This window comes from Paenibacillus caseinilyticus (assembly GCF_027533645.1).
Lineage (GTDB): Bacteria > Bacillota > Bacilli > Paenibacillales > NBRC-103111 > Paenibacillus_G > Paenibacillus_G caseinilyticus.
Genome location: NZ_JAQAGY010000036.1, coordinates 1 through 16320 on the forward strand (window position 1 = coordinate 1; position 16320 = coordinate 16320).

A 16320-nucleotide genomic window follows, 5' to 3' on the forward strand; every position below is an offset into this window, starting at 1 on the left:
CTGAGCCAGGATCAAACTCTCCATTAAAGAAAAGCTGACTTGCTCATTTTGAAGCATGGCAGAAACTCATTGCTGAGCTTCTATATTTAACACTCACTCGATGTTCAGTTTTCAAAGGGCAATCTTTTTCGCCGCATTTCGACTTGTTTTTCGCATAAGCTCAAAAGCGACTTTTGTAATTTACCACAGATCCAATTCTAAATGCAAGCTTTTTTTTGAAATCTTTTTGTTTTTTCAATTCACATTTCCTGACCTCATTTGGCCGGAAGAACAATATAGCATGTACCAAGCTATATTGCAAGCATGGAAAATAAAAACACAAGCCGGCAAGCTTGTGTTTGTACATTGATATCAGAAGCCGGTAGCCGATGCTTCGACCAGTTCTTTTTGGAGCTCATCATGAATGTGCCCGTTAGATGCTATCACATGACGGACACCCAGATGATACGGATTCCCCAAAGTGTCCGTCACTTTGCCCCCGGACTCTTCTATTAGCAGCGCTCCTGCAGCCATATCCCATGAATTCAAGCCAATCTCATAGAATCCGCTTAACCGGCCAGAAGCAACATAGGCCATATGCAGAGCCGCAGACCCGGCCACCCGGATATTCCTTACTTTGGGGCTGAGTGCCTGCACGCCCCGGAGGTTAGCTGGAAGAGACCCAAGACGATCTGCCGGGAAACCAGTGGCAATTAAACTTTCGCTTAAATTCTTCTCTGAAGAAACTTCCATCCGCTTCCCTTTCAGGTAGGCGCCTTTGCCCTTCTCGGCTACATACAATTCGTTATGGATCGGATTATAAACGACCCCGACGATGACTTCACCTTTGTGAGCCAAGGCAATGGATACGGAGAAGAAAGGAAACCCGTGCACAAAATTCGTCGTACCGTCAAGCGGATCGACGATCCACAAATATTCGGCCTCGCTGAACTGCTCCAATGCTAATCGGGAAGCCTCCGGTCCAGGTTCGACTCCCTCTTCGCCCAGAATCGAGTGATGGGGGAAATGTGTGAGAATCAGGTTGCGGATCATCTTCTCAGCACCTTTGTCTACTTCCGTGACCAGGTCCTGTGCGGAAAACTTCGTATGTAGACTAGTAAAGTCCCCCACCTTGCTTTGGATCCACTCACCGGCTTTGGAGGCCGTATTAATCGCTACCGCGGTAAAGCTCTTACTGCCTACGGCAAATGCCGGAATATTGGATGTAGACATAACTGTATCATTCCTTTTGTGGAATTGAATCAAACCATACTCTCAACCATCTCTGGCGCAAATCTTCTGCTATATAACTAGTATATTGAATATACGAACGATTGGCTATGGCGTTTCATCCAAATTGGTGTAGCGTCAGTGACAAAACCAATAAAAAAGACCATCCTGGCTGCAATAGACAGGGACGGTCCGGGATATGGCTATACTCCAACGATGTGATAGCCGCTGTCGACGTGTATTACTTCTCCGGTTACGCCCCGCGAGAGTGGGCTCATCAAGAATAATGCCGTGTCTCCGACTTCCGCTGTCTCGGTCGTCCGGCGCAGCGGCGCCTTTTCTTCAACGTTTCGCAGAATCTGATTAAAATCCTTAATGCCCTTCGCTGCCAGAGTCCGGATCGGTCCGGCAGATATCGCATTCACTCTAATATTGAATTGGCCGAGGTCGTTCGCCAAGTAACGGACGCTGGATTCAAGTGCCGCCTTGGCGATCCCCATAACGTTATAGTTCTTGAGTACTCTTTCGGCACCCAGATAAGTCATTGTCATAATGCTTCCGCCCTCAGTCATCAGCGGATAAAGTTTTTGTGCTACGCCGACAAGAGAGTATGCACTGACATCATGCGCTAAAGCAAACCCGTCTCGGGATGTATTCACGAACATGCCTTCCAGCTCTTCCGTCCGGGCAAAGGCAATACTGTGTACAATTCCGTGAAGTGCGCCGAACTGCTCTTTCAAGCTCCCCGCAAGACGCTCCAGATCCTCATCCACAGTCACATTGCATGGAAGGATAACGGATCCCGGGATGGTATCGGCCAGTTTACGAACCCTCTCCTCCACCCGTTCATTCTCGTACGTGAAAACCAGTCTTGCCCCTTGAGCTGCCAATGACTGGGCGATGGCCCATGCGATGCTGCGGTCATTCGCGACGCCCATCACTACAATATTTTTGCCGGCAACCAAACCCATAGCATAACGTCCCCCTGTCTTAAAGGCTCGTACCCTAATCTTTCCTCACGGTACCGCATTTTGCCAGAAGTTTCAAGAGAAGTTTGGTCACCTCCTGTTCTACAGTTCAAATGAGGCTTGAGACAACTGTGTAACGCCCGGTTCCTGCCCAAGGTCCTCCATCAGCTTGAAGAGGGACCCGTCTTTGGCCTTGGCCTCTAGCATGATGTCGAGCCTCGGGGTAAGCGGTGCGATCGCACGTAAAAACGACAGCAGCCTCCCTTTTTCGATATAGTCGGCGTGCCCTCTCGGGTCACTCTCGCTTTTGGGACTGGAGACATGGATTTTGGGCGGCAAATCCTGGGGTACAATGCCCTCTTCACTCTGCTCCTTCTGTCCCTCCCAGGTCTTCCTGATTCTCGGCCATAAGTCAGCAGCCGAACTCTCACCGGGGTTAACCGCATCATGATGTATATCGAGCACCATCGGAACCCCTACTTCTTCGCAGATCTCAAGCGTCTCTAGCATGTTGAACGTCTTGTCGTCATTCTCCAATGTGATCCTCTCCCGGACCCGTAAGGGCAGCTCGCTAAAATTGTCGATGAACCGGGCACGGGCAGCCTCCTTGTTGCCGTAAGTCCCGCCGACGTGAATATTGCACTTCGCGGAGGCATCCAGGCCCATGGCTTCCAACATGCGGACATGACGCTCAAGATCAGCTCTCGAACTGCGAAGGACATCCTGCCGCGGTGTACTCAGCACGGTAAAATGATCCGGATGAAAGGAGAGCCTCATCCGATTCTTGCGGGCATATTCACCCAACGCAGTAAAGTCGGCGGCTAACCGTTCGATCGGATCCCAATCTCCTAGTGCTTCATGTCCCAGTAACGGAACAAGCTTCGAGGATATCCGATACATTTCGATGTCATGCGCCCGGTTATGCTTAAGCAGCCGCAGCGTGTTATGGATATTCTCTGCAGAGATGCGTTCCAGTTTCCGGATGGCGGCCTCCCGGTCTCCCAGCTTTTCAAAATGCGTGTACGTCATCGTTTTTGAAGGTGAAGCATTCTTCACCACAACGGACATGGCTACATAACCCAACCGGACGATCAATTTCCCCACGCTCCTTGGCCGTTTTTTTGGCCTTAGGATGCCCAAAAACAAAAAGCAGGCCTCTCCTATTAGTCAGGAAAGGCCTGCTGCAGGTCTTGCTATAAAACCGAGCTGAATCGGCGACTACTCCTGCTCTCCGAAAAACATTTCGTGAGCTAAGGCCGTCTGGACCCTCGCTTCTTCCTCCGTCAACTTGCGCACAAGCTCCATCTCCACCTGGGTCACTTCTTCGCCCTGGAAGTTAATTTCCGCAATGGACGCCAGAATCTTCACGATGGCAATCGCTTGATTCTGCGGTGTGTATGCGACTACCTTCTGACCGGCGGGAAATACCCGAAAGCCGCTTTTGACCATTTTGCCCCGGCCGTATTCGAGAAGCTCGTACAGCTCCTGCTCCGATTTAAACTTGCAAACGGAATTGAATTCGGTTTGGAATCCCATAGACCGACGCCTCCCTCAAAATGGCATACTTTGTATTCCTAGCATAAGGGATGGGATGAAACGAAGCAAGCCGCAGCATAGAAGCGGCGGCCTGCAGCAAAGCTTAGGTGATATCGAATGAATATTGAAGACGCTGCTTCTCTTGGTGACGCTCGATCGCCAGCCGAATCAAATCATCGAGAAGTTCGCTGTAGGGCTTGCCGGTTGCCTTCCACAACAGCGGGTACATACTGAAAGGCGTGAACCCCGGCATGGTGTTGATCTCATTAATGTAGATATCACCGTTATCCCGGCGCAGGAAGAAATCGACGCGGGAGAGCCCCGTTCCGTCGATCGCTTGGAACGCCCGGACCGCCAAATCGCGGATTCGCGTGGATACCTCGCTTGCGACTTCTGCCGGGATGATCATCGAGGACTTCCCGTCGATGTACTTCGCCTTGTAGTCGTAGAATTCGCCCGACGATACCACCTCGCCGACGACCGAAGCCTGCGGCTCATCGTTGCCGAGCACGGCCACTTCCAGCTCGCGGGCTTCGATGAACTCTTCCACGATCACCTTCCGGTCATAACGGAGCGCTTCGCCGATGGCGCTAAGAAGCTCTTCGCGGTTGCGGGCTTTGTTGATTCCGACACTCGAACCCAGGTTCGCCGGTTTGACGAAGCAAGGATAACCGACGGCAATCTCGATCTCCATAATGAAGAAAGCATTATCCTTCTCCCACTGGCTTTTCGTAAAGTGACGGAATACGCACTGCGGCAAGCCTTCCTGGGCGAATACTTTTTTCATCATGACCTTATCCATGCCTACGGAAGAAGCAAGGACGCCTGTTCCTACATAGGCAATGTTCGCCATCTCCAGCAATCCCTGAATCGTACCATCCTCGCCAAAGGTTCCGTGCAGCAAAGGAAGTACGACGTCAAGCGGTGCGGCGGCGGATGAAGAAGCGTCCACGGAAGAAATAGTCGCCTGCGTGGCGGAAGCTGCCGAGGAAGAAGCGAACAAAGGCTGCAGGGCAAAAGAGCCGGGATCCGCGGAAGCCGTATCCGATCCGAAAGTAAGGGCGGCCACGGATTCGGCAGGTGCCGTCAGCTGCGGGCCCGAGCGCCACTGGCCCTCCTTGGTTATGTAAAAAGGCTGAACCTCGTATTTGGTTAAGTCAAAGGCCTTCGTGACGGCGAGTGCGGTCTGGAGCGAGACCTCATGCTCTCCGGATTTGCCTCCGTAAATCAGGCCCACGCGTATTTTGCTCATATATACCCTCCGGTTAGTGAAGTCGATTCCAATAACATTAATCCATAAAAGAGTGCATGGGCCCGCCCTTAATAGCGAACCCTACCTACGGTAAAGGGATGCTGGCGCTTCGTCGTCATTATAATGAGTCGGAAATATGAATAAAGCGGTATTGTGTCCGCGCCGTCCATGCATGTGAATCGGTATAATCCCAGTACCGGTGCTTGCTGCTGACCGTGTGGGCGTTGACGAGCGGCATGCCGTTCGCGTCCTTGGCCGTGACGATCGTGCTGTGCTGGAATCTGCCGTCTCCATCCCAGTCATATGCAATGACATCGCCCGGTACAAGTTCGGCCGCGGAGGACACCTCTTGTCCCCGTAGTCCGCTGCGGCTTGTTCTCAGGTGAAACTGCAGGCTCTCCGCAACGGACCAGGAAAAGCTCCACAGCTCCTGGCCGCCGAGCCTGCCTTTATACCACCAGCCCGAATCCCTTTTATCAGTATAGTTCATCGGCGCCCCCCCTGCAAAGAGGCATTGGGAGATATAGCTGGTGCAGTCCACTTCAAAGGCAATATAAACCGGATTGCTCCCATCCCACCAGCGGTTGGCGTAGCGGACAGCCTCTTCCCGGTTGTAGGGCCGGCGTACGGCTCCTCCAGCGTATGGCAGTACTCCCGGGCTGAGCAAGGGTACCGAGGGGGCGCGCATCAGGCCGGCTCCCTCGAATTCATCCTCGGCTTCCAGGAGGGCCCCCGGAGCCGTCTGCTTCAAGCGGAGTCTCTGCTCCCCCTGTATCGGCTCGATCCTGCGGATGATCCACTCCTCCCCATCAGAGGCGGGGACCAAAAAAATCCGTTCATGCTCAACCCGCTGTTCTTCGTAAGCGTCGCTGCGGATTTGCCCCACAGTCACCCGTCTTAGGATGCAATCGGCGGCCAGACCGTTCTGATATGGCGCGGTCTGCCGGATGGAAAGGCGCGTTTCGCTTTTGACGGGAAGCAGGCCTCTCTCCTTGTCACTGTCGCAGCGGCGGGCAAGCCTGGACTGCTGGGCGGCCAAATAGGACTCATCGTTCACAAACGGCAGCATCGGCTCTACGGCATTCTCAATGTCCATCCGGTTACGGTGATGTACATAATCGTAGAGAGTCGTTTTCCAAGTCAAAGGATTGCAGCCCCTTTCTTACATTATAGGAAGCGCCCGATCGGACGAGCCGGGCAGAAGAGAACAGACGGGCGGCTGTAGTCCCAGCGTATGCGCGGAGAGTTACAAAAATGAACGAATTCGATCTTTACGGGAAGGGTCTCCCATTGTATACTGTTAGTAAAGCTAATTTTGAAATCGTGTTTCACGTAGTGGAACGGGAGCAAAGCGGCTGATTCATATCATGAAGGAGGAACAAGCTACCATGTCTAACCAAGACCAATTCTCGGTCCGCAAGCAGCTGGAAGTAGGCGGCAAGACTTACAACTACTACAGCCTCCAGGCGTTCCAGGAACAGGGCAGCGAAGTATCCAATCTGCCTTTTTCGATTAAAGTTCTTCTCGAGGCGGCTCTCCGCCAATTCGACGGCAAAGCGATCACGGAAGAGCACGTCAAGCAAATCGCTAACTGGGCTTCCGACCGCGATCCGAATAAAGAAATTCCGTTCATTCCGGCACGTATCGTGCTTCAGGATTTCACCGGCGTACCTGTAGTCGTTGACCTGGCGGCAATGAGAGACACCATGAAGCGCGCAGGCGGCGATCCAAAGCGGATCAACCCGCTCGTACCGGTCGACCTCGTTATCGACCACTCCGTCATGGTAGATGCGTTCGGCTCCAGCGACGCTCTCGAATTCAATGAAAAAATCGAGTTCGAACGCAACGAAGAGCGCTACCGCTTCCTGCGCTGGGCTCAAACCGCGTTCGACAACTTCCGTGCGGTTCCGCCGGATACGGGTATCGTTCACCAAGTAAATCTCGAGTACCTCGCGTCCGTTGCGGCTACCCGTACAATCAACGGCGAAGAATTCGTATTCCCGGATTCCCTCGTAGGTACGGATTCCCATACCACCATGATCAACGGTCTCGGCATCGTAGGCTGGGGTGTCGGCGGCATCGAGGCGGAAGCCGGTATGCTTGGACAGCCGCTCTATTTCGTAACGCCTGAAGTTGTCGGCTTCAAACTGACCGGAACGCTGTCCGAAGGCGCTACGGCGACAGACCTGGCCCTGACGGTTACGCAAACGCTCCGTAAAAAAGGCGTGGTCGGCAAATTCGTCGAGTTCTTCGGCCCTGGCCTCAGCAACATCTCTCTTGCAGACCGTGCCACGGTAGCTAACATGGCACCGGAATACGGCGCAACGATCGGCTTCTTCCCGGTTGATGAAGAGTCCCTGTACTTCCTCCGCAATACAGGCCGCAGCGAAGAGCAAATCGCTCTTGTCGAAGCCTACTATAAAGCGCAAGGCATGTTCCGCACGAACGATACGCCGGATCCGGTATTCAGCGACGTGCTCGAGCTTGACCTCGGTTCGGTCGTACCAAGCTTGGCGGGTCCGAAACGTCCTCAAGACCGCGTAGAGCTGACGAACATGAAGGAATCGTTCAACAGCATTCTCCGCACGCCGATCGACAAAGGCGGCTACGGCCTGTCCGACGAGAAGATCGCCGAAGTCGTAGATGTGCCGCATGCGAACGGTGAAGTAAGCAAAATGGGCACAGGCGCGGTCGTGATCGCGGCGATCACATCCTGTACCAATACATCCAACCCAAGCGTAATGCTCGGAGCAGGCCTCGTGGCGAAGAAAGCCGTAGCCCGCGGTCTGCGCAAGCCAGGCTACGTGAAGAGCTCCCTGACGCCAGGCTCCCTGGTCGTAACGGAGTATCTGCGCAAAGCCGGCCTCCTCGAGTCCCTCGAAGCCCTCGGCTTCCACGTGGCAGGCTACGGCTGCGCAACGTGCATCGGGAACTCGGGTCCGCTGCCGGACGAAGTATCCCGCGCTATCGCCGACAACGACATGACGGTCGCTGCCGTTCTGTCCGGTAACCGGAACTTCGAAGGCCGTGTGCATGCTCAGGTCAAAGCCAACTACCTGGCATCGCCTCCGCTTGTCGTAGCCTACGCCCTCGCCGGCACAGTAGACATCGACCTTGCGAACGAGCCGATCGGCTATGACCAGAAGAACGAGCCAGTCTACCTGAAAGACATCTGGCCAACGGCCCAAGAAATCGCCGAAGCGTTCACACAGGGCATGAGCGCAGACCTGTACCGCGAAAAATACGCGAATGTATTCCGTTCCAACGAGCGCTTCAACGCGATCAACGTACCGGAAGGCGAACTGTATGCATGGGACGATGCGTCCACTTATATCGCTAACCCGCCGTTCTTCGCGAACCTCGGTCCGGATCTGAACGACATTGCCGACATCCGCGGCGCCAAAACGCTGCTCCTGCTGGGCGACTCCGTCACGACGGATCACATCTCGCCTGCAGGTAACATCAAGCCGGATTCCCCAGGAGGTAAATTCCTGATGGAGCACGGCGTGAAGAAAGAAGACTTCAACTCCTACGGTTCCCGCCGCGGTAACCACGATGTGATGATGCGCGGTACCTTCGCGAACATTCGGATTCGTAACCAAGTGGCCCCGGGCACCGAAGGCGGCGTAACGACTTACCTGCCAACCGGCGAAGTCATGTCCGTCTACGATGCTTCCATGAAGTATCAAGAACAGGGCACGAACCTCGTTGTTATCGCAGGCAAAGAGTACGGCACCGGCTCCTCCCGTGACTGGGCTGCCAAAGGTACGTTCCTCCTCGGCGTCAAAGCCGTCATCGCCGAAAGCTTCGAGCGGATCCACCGCTCCAACCTCGTCGGCATGGGCGTACTTCCGCTGCAGTTCCAAGACGGCCAAGGCTGGAGCACACTCGGCCTGACCGGTACCGAAACGTTCGATATCGTCGGTCTGAGCAACGATGTACAGCCGGGTCAAAAAGTAACGGTCAACGTAACCCGCGAAGACGGCACAAGCTTCTCCTTCGAAGTCATTGCCCGTCTCGACAGCTACGTGGATGTGGACTACTACCGTAACGGCGGTATCCTCCAAACCGTACTTCGCCAGATCATGGCTTAAGCTTAAGTTAACCACGATGGACGCCATACCAAAAAGCCTTGGGCTTCTCTTCCGACAGGAGAGAGCTCAAGGCTTTTTTGGTAAGTTCCCTTTTTATTTAATACATTCATTCGATGCGTTCATTCGGGGGAGAAGGAAAGCAAGGAAGACGCCAGCCGTGCCCCGTCGGTGGAAAGCCTGCCCGAAGGCAAGCATACCGCTCGCACACCGAATGGCCAAGGCCGCTCAGCGCAGCATCTTGCCCATGCGCCGGGCGGCTTCCGTGAGCACCGGCGCATGCTCTTTCATGAGCTCCACCGTCAGCCGGTTGGAGGGGCCGGACACCGCGAGCGCGGCGACCAGCTTCTCTGCCCGGTCAAAGACCGGCGCAGAGACGGCGGCAGCGCCGGGTTCGCGCTCTTCCACGCTGGTCGCGTAGCCCAGCGCGCGTACTTCCGCCAGCTGCTGCGCATAGGCGGCGGGGTCTACGGCGCGGGGCCAAGCCGGATCCTCGAGCAGCGCCTGCTGCTCGGCCGCCCCGGCGAAGGCCACGAGCACTTTGCTCGAGGCGCCGACGTAGAGCGGCAGCCGGGCTCCGATCGGGGCGACGCGGCGGATGGCCTGATTGCTCTGTACGGCCTGAACGCGTACGCGTTCAAAGCCGTCCCGCACGTAGAGCGAGACCGTCTCGCCGAGCTGGTCCCGCAGACGCTCCAGCTCCGGCAGCAGGATGACAGCCGGGTCGTCACTGTGGGTGAGGTTCGCAGACAGCTCCCAGATCCGGAAGCCGAGACGGTACCGTTCCGAAGCAGGATGCCGAATAATAAAGCCTTTGCCTTCCAGCGAAGCCAGGAGCCGATGCACCGTACTCTTGTGAAGACCGACCCGGGCAGAGATTTCCGTCAGGCTGAGATCGTCTGCATCCGTGAAGCAAAGCAGAATATCAAGGGCTCGTTCGACCGCCCGGACCGTTAATTTGCCATCTTCCATACTCTTTCACTCCCCGAAATAACGTTTCACTAGTTGAAATCTATTATAGCCCATATTTGTTCATTTTCCTATATCGTTTCCACTGCTATCTCCCTATACCCAAACCCTTTTTGTTCCTAACATACAGAATATTACGGAAAGATTACAGGTCGTTTACAATTTTCGACGAACATTGACGGGAAGCCCCCGTCCTTATACTATAGAAATAGAAGTAAATTATCTGATTATTCAGCCTTTATGTGTTACAAATTCCACCTCCAACCGATATATAGGAAAAAGAATCCGCGCCCGCTGCTTGTTTCCCGCAGGCGTTGTCCGAGCTCCCTTATGTCGCTCTCGTGGGAATCAGGATGGAGTCCTCCAACTGTTATTATCATGGAATGTTCCCAGCCGATTGCAACAGCCTCTCCCTTCCGGCCTACCGGACTGAAAGCTGCCAGGATCGAAGTGGATCAGGGCCCTACCTGCGTCGTCCGCCGCACTCAGTCATCTCAGCTCACTTCTTGGGAGGGATCCGCTTATGGAATCCAATTCGTATTCACCCGTACCTCTTACACCCACCACCACCGTTGAAACCGCTGTCAGACGAACGACTTTTGTCCGCCGGCATAAAGGCCTGCTGATTGCCCTGCTGTCCGTTATCCTGCTCTTATTCAGCCTCCTGATGGCATTTCACGCTTATATCGCCTGGACGCTGGCGCGTCCGCATATCGATCCTCTGCGCTCCACTCCGGCATTGTCGATCGGTACTGCATATGAAGATGTAACCTTCCCGAGTCTGAACGGTTCCTCCACCCTCTCCGGCTGGTATATCCCTGCCGAGCTGCAGGCCGCGAACAGCCGCAAAACCGTAGTCTTCTCTCACGGATACGGCGGCAACCGCGAAGAAATCTGGGTCCCGATCTATGAACTCGCCAAAGCCGCCCACCGGATGGGCTTCAATGTCGTCATGTTCGATTACGGCTACGTCCAGCCCGACTGGAACGTAACCGGCGGTCTCCGCGAGTCCCAGGAACTGCTCGGTGCCGTCAAATATGCCAAAGACCGCGGGGCCGAACGGGTCTATGTCTGGGGCTTCTCCATGGGAGCCGGCACCGCCCTGCAGGCTGCCCTGCAGACCAAGGACATCGACGGGATGATTCTGGACAGCACGTTCATTCTTGAACCCGAAACCTTGTATCATAATATGAAACAGGTAGCGAATCTTCCGAAATTCTCCCAGCCGCTCGTTCATATGTTCTTCCCCCTCCTGAACGGGGTGAGCCTGAATCAAGTGCCCTATCAGACGGTGAAGGAAACCAAGTACGAGATGCCGATCTTCTTCATTCACGGGAAAGAGGACTTGAAGGCTCCATGGAACATGGTAGAGAGCATCTATCAGCAGCAAAAGGACGCTTCCGGCTCCCAGTTGTGGCTGCTCGAGAAAGACGGACACGAGCTGATCTACCGGGCCCACAAAAAAGAATATCTGCAAATGACCACAGGGTTTCTGCAGACGCTCTCGACCACGACAGAGGAAGTCGTAAAGTACGGCCACAGCCGCTAATCCATGCCCCAAAGCCTCCCCGATTACGATGTTCCTGGAACTGGGGACCGGCGTTTCTTCCGCTTCACTGCTACGGAACTTACGGGGAGGTTTTGAGGTTCATGCTGTCTGTGTGCGGGGGCCTCAGGACGCTCGGACTCCCGAAGGAGATACGGAGGCGGAAGTGGTGCCCGTTGGGAGTACCGCTCCGCAGCGGACAAGATAAACGGCTTTGCCGTCCTTTAAGGACGGTGCGCGTTTATAAGATATATAAGCTTACAGGATCGCAGCCCTGGCGAGAGATAAATTCAAAAAAAGCGCAGAACCGCTCCCCAAAGGGAATGGCTCTGCGCTTCTGCTATACATGCCTCTTGATTGCTTACGGCCGGGCTAATCCTTAATCAAGGACAAGAACTCCGCCCGGGACGACGGATCCCTGCGGAATACGCCGCGTACGGCCGAACTGACCGTCTTGCTGCCCGGCTTCTTGACGCCCCGCGCGCACATACAAAGATGCTCGCCCTCGACGACGACCATGCAGCCGTGCGGCTCCAGTTCGCTCTCGATGATATCCGCGAGTTCCGAAGTAATGCGCTCCTGAACCTGCAGGCGCCGGGTGACCGCTTCGACCAGCCTCGCGAATTTGCTTAATCCGGCGATCTTGCCGCTGGGAATATAACCGATATGGATCTTGCCGAAGAACGGTGCCATATGGTGTTCGCATTGGCTGTAATAGACGATATCCTTCACAATGACAAGCTCTTCGTGCTTCTCGTCGAATGCCACACCCAGAATATCTTTCACGTCGGCTTCATAGCCTGCAAAAATTTCCTCATACATGCGGGTTACCCGTGCCGGGGTGTCCACCAATCCTTCACGGTCCACATCTTCACCGACCAGCCGAAGAATCTCGCGGACATGATGTTCGATCTGTTCGCGGTTCTCGGCTACGCGGGTATTCCTGTATTCTTTGGCCGGCATGGCCTGTCCCTCCTCATTCGCCCTTAGGCAGGAGATCCCCTATGACAAAGCATACCTTCATTGCGGGGGAGCCTCAGCCCTTATTATGGACGAAACTTCTGTTTCTTCATCATTTGCTGCATCTTCACCATCTGCTGCTTGTTGAGGTTATACCCCATCTGCTTGGCCATCTGCTGGAGCATCTCCGGATTGCTCTGCATCTTCTCCATCTGCTTGCGGAGGTACATAACCCCAATGTAAAATCCGGCCGCACCCCCGACTAGAAGAGCGACTACCGCGGTAACGACATATCCCCACATGACTGCTTCCTTCACCTCTACCGTTAAATTTAGATTTCCTTATCATAGCATGCCTTCCGGGCAAGGACAAATGGGTTCTTACAAGAGGACCGACTCAATAAAAACGGTTGTCAGTTTAGCCAGATCGACTTCCTTGACTTCCAAATCGTCCCCGCTCCCCTTCACCACCCGGACTACCGGACGCCCCGGGAGCCCACGGTGCTGGCCGACCACAACCCCGGTCTCCCGCGTCGTAAGCTTGACCGAAATGCCGGTCGGATACACGGACACCGTACGAAGAAACTGGATGACGATCTCCCGGTCCAGCTTCTGGCCGGCGAGCACCATCATCCGTTCACAAGCATCGTGAGGCATCACGCGCTTGCCGCTGCGCGCATCGTACAGCAGGTTGTCATACGTATTGGCGACCGCCACGATCCGTGCATAGACATGGATCTCCTCTCCGGGGATCTGGCGCGGCACACCCTCGCCGTCCATCGTCTCATGATGCTGGAAAGCAACGTGGGCGATGAGCAGACTGAGCTCCCGCTTGTTCTTCAACACTTCGAACCCCCGCCAAGTATGATGGCGGCGCTTATCCCTGTTCTCGTCATCCGTAATCAGCTCGAGCTTGCCCACGTCATGCAGCAGCGCTCCGATCGCAAGTTCCCTCAACTGAGCCGCCGACAAGCCCATCTGAATGCCGATGAGCACCGACATCATACAAACGTTCAACGCATGGACATACATCGCGTTATCCTCGGTACGGATATCCGTGAGCTGAACCATCACCTCTTTGTTCTGCATAACTTCTTCCAGCAGGGAGTCGATGCTGAGGTTGATGTGTTTTGTATTAAAATCCTTGCCGGAGCGGATCGATTGGAACGTATCGGTCATCCGCTTCATCACGGCCCGCTTCGTTTCCTCCGAAACCAGTTCGTTCAGCTCGATATCGTTGAACTGCTCATCCTTGATGTAGATCATCGTGACGCCGATGCGGATGAGCTGGTTAATCATAAATACGGTAAGCTGCACCCCTTCGGACAGAAGCACGGACCCATTGGCCGTAAAGATGGTCCTCCCGAGGTATTGGCCTGCTTCTACGCTCTCGATATGTACGTATCTCATATCAGCTCTCCTCCCGCCTCCGGCGCAAAACCTTCCAGGCCAAGGAGGAAGGTCTTGATGTCCAATCCGCCTCCGTAGCCCACCATCGCTCCGGCCGCCCCGATGACACGGTGGCAGGGCACGACAACCGGCACGGGATTGCGGTTGTTCGCTCCGCCCACAGCCCGTACCGCCTTAGGCGATCCGATGGCTTCGGCTACCCGCTTATACGAATGCGCCGCGCCGTAGGGAATCCCGGTCAGAGCCTGCCACACTTGGAGCTGGAACGGAGTGCCGCGGAGATCCAGCTCCAGATCGAAGGTACGCAGCTCCCCGGCGAAATAACGCTGCAGCTGATCTTCCACAGCGGCCAGCGCCCCTGGTTCCCTGCGCCATGCTTCTGTGCCGAAATATCGCCGGGACCAACCCAGCAGACGGTGTTCCTGGTCCCCATAAGCGCCGAATTCAATCTGGCACAGTCCCTTCTCGCTGCAGCCCAGCGTCAGGATCCCGATGGGGGACTCCATTTCATGATACCGGATGACCGTCATGTGCCTCTGTCTCCCCCTTATGGTGTCCCTGCGCCTTCATGATCTCACGCCGAGCCGATTCGTCGTTCTCCCGCATCAGAGCCTCCGCCAAGGCTTGCTCCGCCTCTGGGCCGCCAATTCGGCCGACCGACCAGGCAGCCGTGGCCCGAATCTCCGGCCGCTCATCGGTCCGAAGAACCCGAAGCAGCTCCGGCAGGGCCTCCCGGTCCCGGAAGTTGCCGAGGGCCAGAATGGCGTTGCGCTGCATCGGCTTGCGGCCTCTCCAGGATGCGGCGCTTGAGCCGAACTTCTCCTTGAACTCCCGGTTCGTCATCTGCAGCAGCGGTACCAGCAGCGGCTTGACCTGTTCAGCGTCCGGCTGCAGTTCGGGATGATGATCTGCATCCATGCCTTTATTCTTCGGGCATACGATCTGGCAGGTATCGCAGCCGTACAGCCGGTTGCCGATTTTGCGTTTCAATTCATCATCTTCAATGATGCCCTTGGTCTGGGTCAGATAGGATACGCAGCGCTGCGCATTGAGTTGGCCCGGACCCACCAGCGCATCCGTCGGACAGGCATCGATGCACAGCGTACAATCCCCGCAGCTGTCCAACACCGGCTGATCCGCCGGAAACGGTACATTCGTCACAATCTCGCCGAGATATACCCAGGACCCCCACTCCGGCGTGATGACCGAGCAGTTCTTGCCGACCCAACCGATCCCGGCCCGCTCCGCGACGGCACGGTCGACAAGGACGCCGGTATCGACCATGGAGACCGTCTGCGCTCCCGGCACCTCCGAGCGGATCCAAGCCTCCAGCCGCTGCAGACGGTCTCGCAGGACATGATGATAGTCGGTTCCCCAGGCGGAGCGGGAGAGGATCCCCCGGTAACGCCCTGGCTCGGAACGCGGCGGGTTCTTCAGCTTCGAAGGATAGGCGACCGCGATTGAGATGATCGAGCGGGGCGACTCCATCGTCAGCGACGGGTTCACCCGCTTGTCAATATCCCGCTCTTCGAAGCCGGACTCGTACCCTTGTTCCCGGTGCCGGACCAGGATGTCCTTCAGCTCCGCGAACGGCTCCGCCGAAGCGAAGCCGATCTTGTCGATGCCGAGTCCGGGGGCGGCGCTTCGCAGCTTCTCCCTCAGCCTCTTCCACGGATCCGAACTGACGGCCGGCAGGGAGGCTGGGGCGGCATGCGGCAGGTCTCTATGCTGATCTTCTTGAGGCTTCATGCGCCTACCTCTCCCTTCCTATGTATAAACCACTCACAGACGATGCCACTTCTCCAGCGGCCATACGATCCATTCGGCTTTGCCCACTACCTCGGTGAGAGGCACCTGTCCGAAGCTGCGGCTGTCATTGCTGGCGTAACGGCCGCGGTTATCTCCCATGACGAACAAATACCCCTCATCCACCGTATACGGTTCGAATTCGCCATCCACAATCGGAGAGCGGGTATAGGGCTCCGGCAAGGCTTCTCCGTTCACCAGAAGCTTCCCTTCGCGGATATGCACTTCATCCCCTGCGACAGCAACCACACGCTTCACAAGGAAGGACGGCTGCCCGGCCTCAGACAGGCGGCGGATTACGATGACATCCCCGCGCTGCAGGGAGCCTCCGAACCGGAGCGTCTTATTAATGAAGAGCCATTCGCCTTCTTCCAGGGTTGGCTCCATGGAGATCCCCCGCACCGTGGAGAAATGAAAAAAATATTCGTGAATAAAGACAACGATGAACAGAACCGCAATGGTCAGCTTCATCCATTTCCATATTTCACGAAGGGAACTCTCGCCGGTCGAAACAGCAGCCCTCTGCCGCTCCGCCCGCTCCCCTTTCCCGTCCTCGGCAGGAAGCAGCCCCATG

At 55.6% G+C, this 16320-nt stretch carries 15 protein-coding genes; 2 read left to right on the forward strand and 13 right to left on the reverse strand.

Annotated elements, in window-relative coordinates:
• Nucleotides 1-351: 351 nt before the first annotated feature.
• The 6 genes from O9H32_RS31005 to O9H32_RS31030 all read right to left on the reverse strand — a co-directional run bounded on the left by O9H32_RS31005 (nt 352) and on the right by O9H32_RS31030 (nt 6109).
• Nucleotides 352-1212: an inositol monophosphatase family protein gene (locus O9H32_RS31005; RefSeq protein WP_269869957.1), complete on the reverse strand. Its 861-nt coding sequence runs from the start codon at nt 1210-1212 to the stop codon at nt 352-354.
• A gap of 200 nt (nt 1213-1412) precedes the next feature.
• Complete coding sequence (gene fabI / locus O9H32_RS31010) at nt 1413-2180, reverse strand: enoyl-ACP reductase FabI (RefSeq protein WP_269869958.1); 768 nt, start codon at nt 2178-2180, stop codon at nt 1413-1415.
• Between the two features lie 99 nt (nt 2181-2279).
• Nucleotides 2280-3272: a UV DNA damage repair endonuclease UvsE gene (uvsE, locus tag O9H32_RS31015; protein ID WP_269869959.1), complete on the reverse strand. Its 993-nt coding sequence runs from the start codon at nt 3270-3272 to the stop codon at nt 2280-2282.
• Between the two features lie 123 nt (nt 3273-3395).
• Nucleotides 3396-3713, reverse strand: a complete 318-nt coding sequence (locus O9H32_RS31020; RefSeq protein WP_269869960.1) for a hypothetical protein — start codon at nt 3711-3713, stop codon at nt 3396-3398.
• A 103-nt stretch (nt 3714-3816) separates the two neighbouring features.
• Nucleotides 3817-4965, reverse strand: a complete 1149-nt coding sequence (locus O9H32_RS31025) for a D-alanine--D-alanine ligase (RefSeq protein WP_269869961.1) — start codon at nt 4963-4965, stop codon at nt 3817-3819.
• Between the two features lie 118 nt (nt 4966-5083).
• Nucleotides 5084-6109: an amidase domain-containing protein gene (locus O9H32_RS31030; RefSeq protein ID WP_269869962.1), complete on the reverse strand. Its 1026-nt coding sequence runs from the start codon at nt 6107-6109 to the stop codon at nt 5084-5086.
• Between the two features lie 244 nt (nt 6110-6353).
• Here O9H32_RS31030 and acnA point away from each other — a divergent pair, with 244 nt between their 5' ends.
• On the forward strand, nt 6354-9059 hold the full coding sequence (gene acnA / locus O9H32_RS31035) for an aconitate hydratase AcnA (RefSeq protein ID WP_269869963.1): 2706 nt from the start codon (nt 6354-6356) through the stop codon (nt 9057-9059).
• A gap of 225 nt (nt 9060-9284) precedes the next feature.
• Here the strand turns inward: acnA and O9H32_RS31040 are convergent, their stop codons facing one another.
• On the reverse strand, nt 9285-10028 hold the full coding sequence (locus O9H32_RS31040) for an IclR family transcriptional regulator (RefSeq protein ID WP_269869964.1): 744 nt from the start codon (nt 10026-10028) through the stop codon (nt 9285-9287).
• A 520-nt stretch (nt 10029-10548) separates the two neighbouring features.
• Here O9H32_RS31040 and O9H32_RS31045 point away from each other — a divergent pair.
• Nucleotides 10549-11574, forward strand: coding sequence for an alpha/beta hydrolase (locus O9H32_RS31045; RefSeq protein ID WP_269869965.1), 1026 nt, complete (start codon nt 10549-10551; stop codon nt 11572-11574).
• Between the two features lie 369 nt (nt 11575-11943).
• Here the strand turns inward: O9H32_RS31045 and folE are convergent, their stop codons facing one another.
• The 6 genes from folE to lepB form a co-directional block, all read right to left on the reverse strand.
• A complete protein-coding gene (folE, locus tag O9H32_RS31050; RefSeq protein ID WP_269869966.1) occupies nt 11944-12534 on the reverse strand; it encodes a GTP cyclohydrolase I FolE in 591 nt (196 codons plus the stop codon).
• A gap of 83 nt (nt 12535-12617) precedes the next feature.
• Nucleotides 12618-12833 (reverse strand): YneF family protein, encoded by a 216-nt coding sequence (locus tag O9H32_RS31055; RefSeq protein WP_269869999.1) that lies wholly within the window; start codon nt 12831-12833, stop codon nt 12618-12620.
• A gap of 78 nt (nt 12834-12911) precedes the next feature.
• On the reverse strand, nt 12912-13940 hold the full coding sequence (locus O9H32_RS31060; protein ID WP_269869967.1) for an HD-GYP domain-containing protein: 1029 nt from the start codon (nt 13938-13940) through the stop codon (nt 12912-12914).
• Entirely contained in the window at nt 13937-14470 is a 534-nt protein-coding gene (locus O9H32_RS31065; protein WP_269869968.1) for a methylated-DNA--[protein]-cysteine S-methyltransferase, read from the reverse strand. The genes O9H32_RS31060 and O9H32_RS31065 overlap by 4 nt, the downstream gene beginning before the upstream one ends.
• The gene (queG, locus tag O9H32_RS31070) at nt 14448-15689 is read right to left on the reverse strand and encodes a tRNA epoxyqueuosine(34) reductase QueG (RefSeq protein ID WP_269869969.1); all 1242 of its coding nucleotides are present in this window, start codon (nt 15687-15689) and stop codon (nt 14448-14450) included. The genes O9H32_RS31065 and queG overlap by 23 nt, the downstream gene beginning before the upstream one ends.
• Nucleotides 15690-15722: 33 nt before the next feature.
• Nucleotides 15723-16319, reverse strand: a complete 597-nt coding sequence (gene lepB / locus O9H32_RS31075) for a signal peptidase I (protein WP_269869970.1) — start codon at nt 16317-16319, stop codon at nt 15723-15725.
• Nucleotide 16320 lies beyond the last annotated feature (1 nt).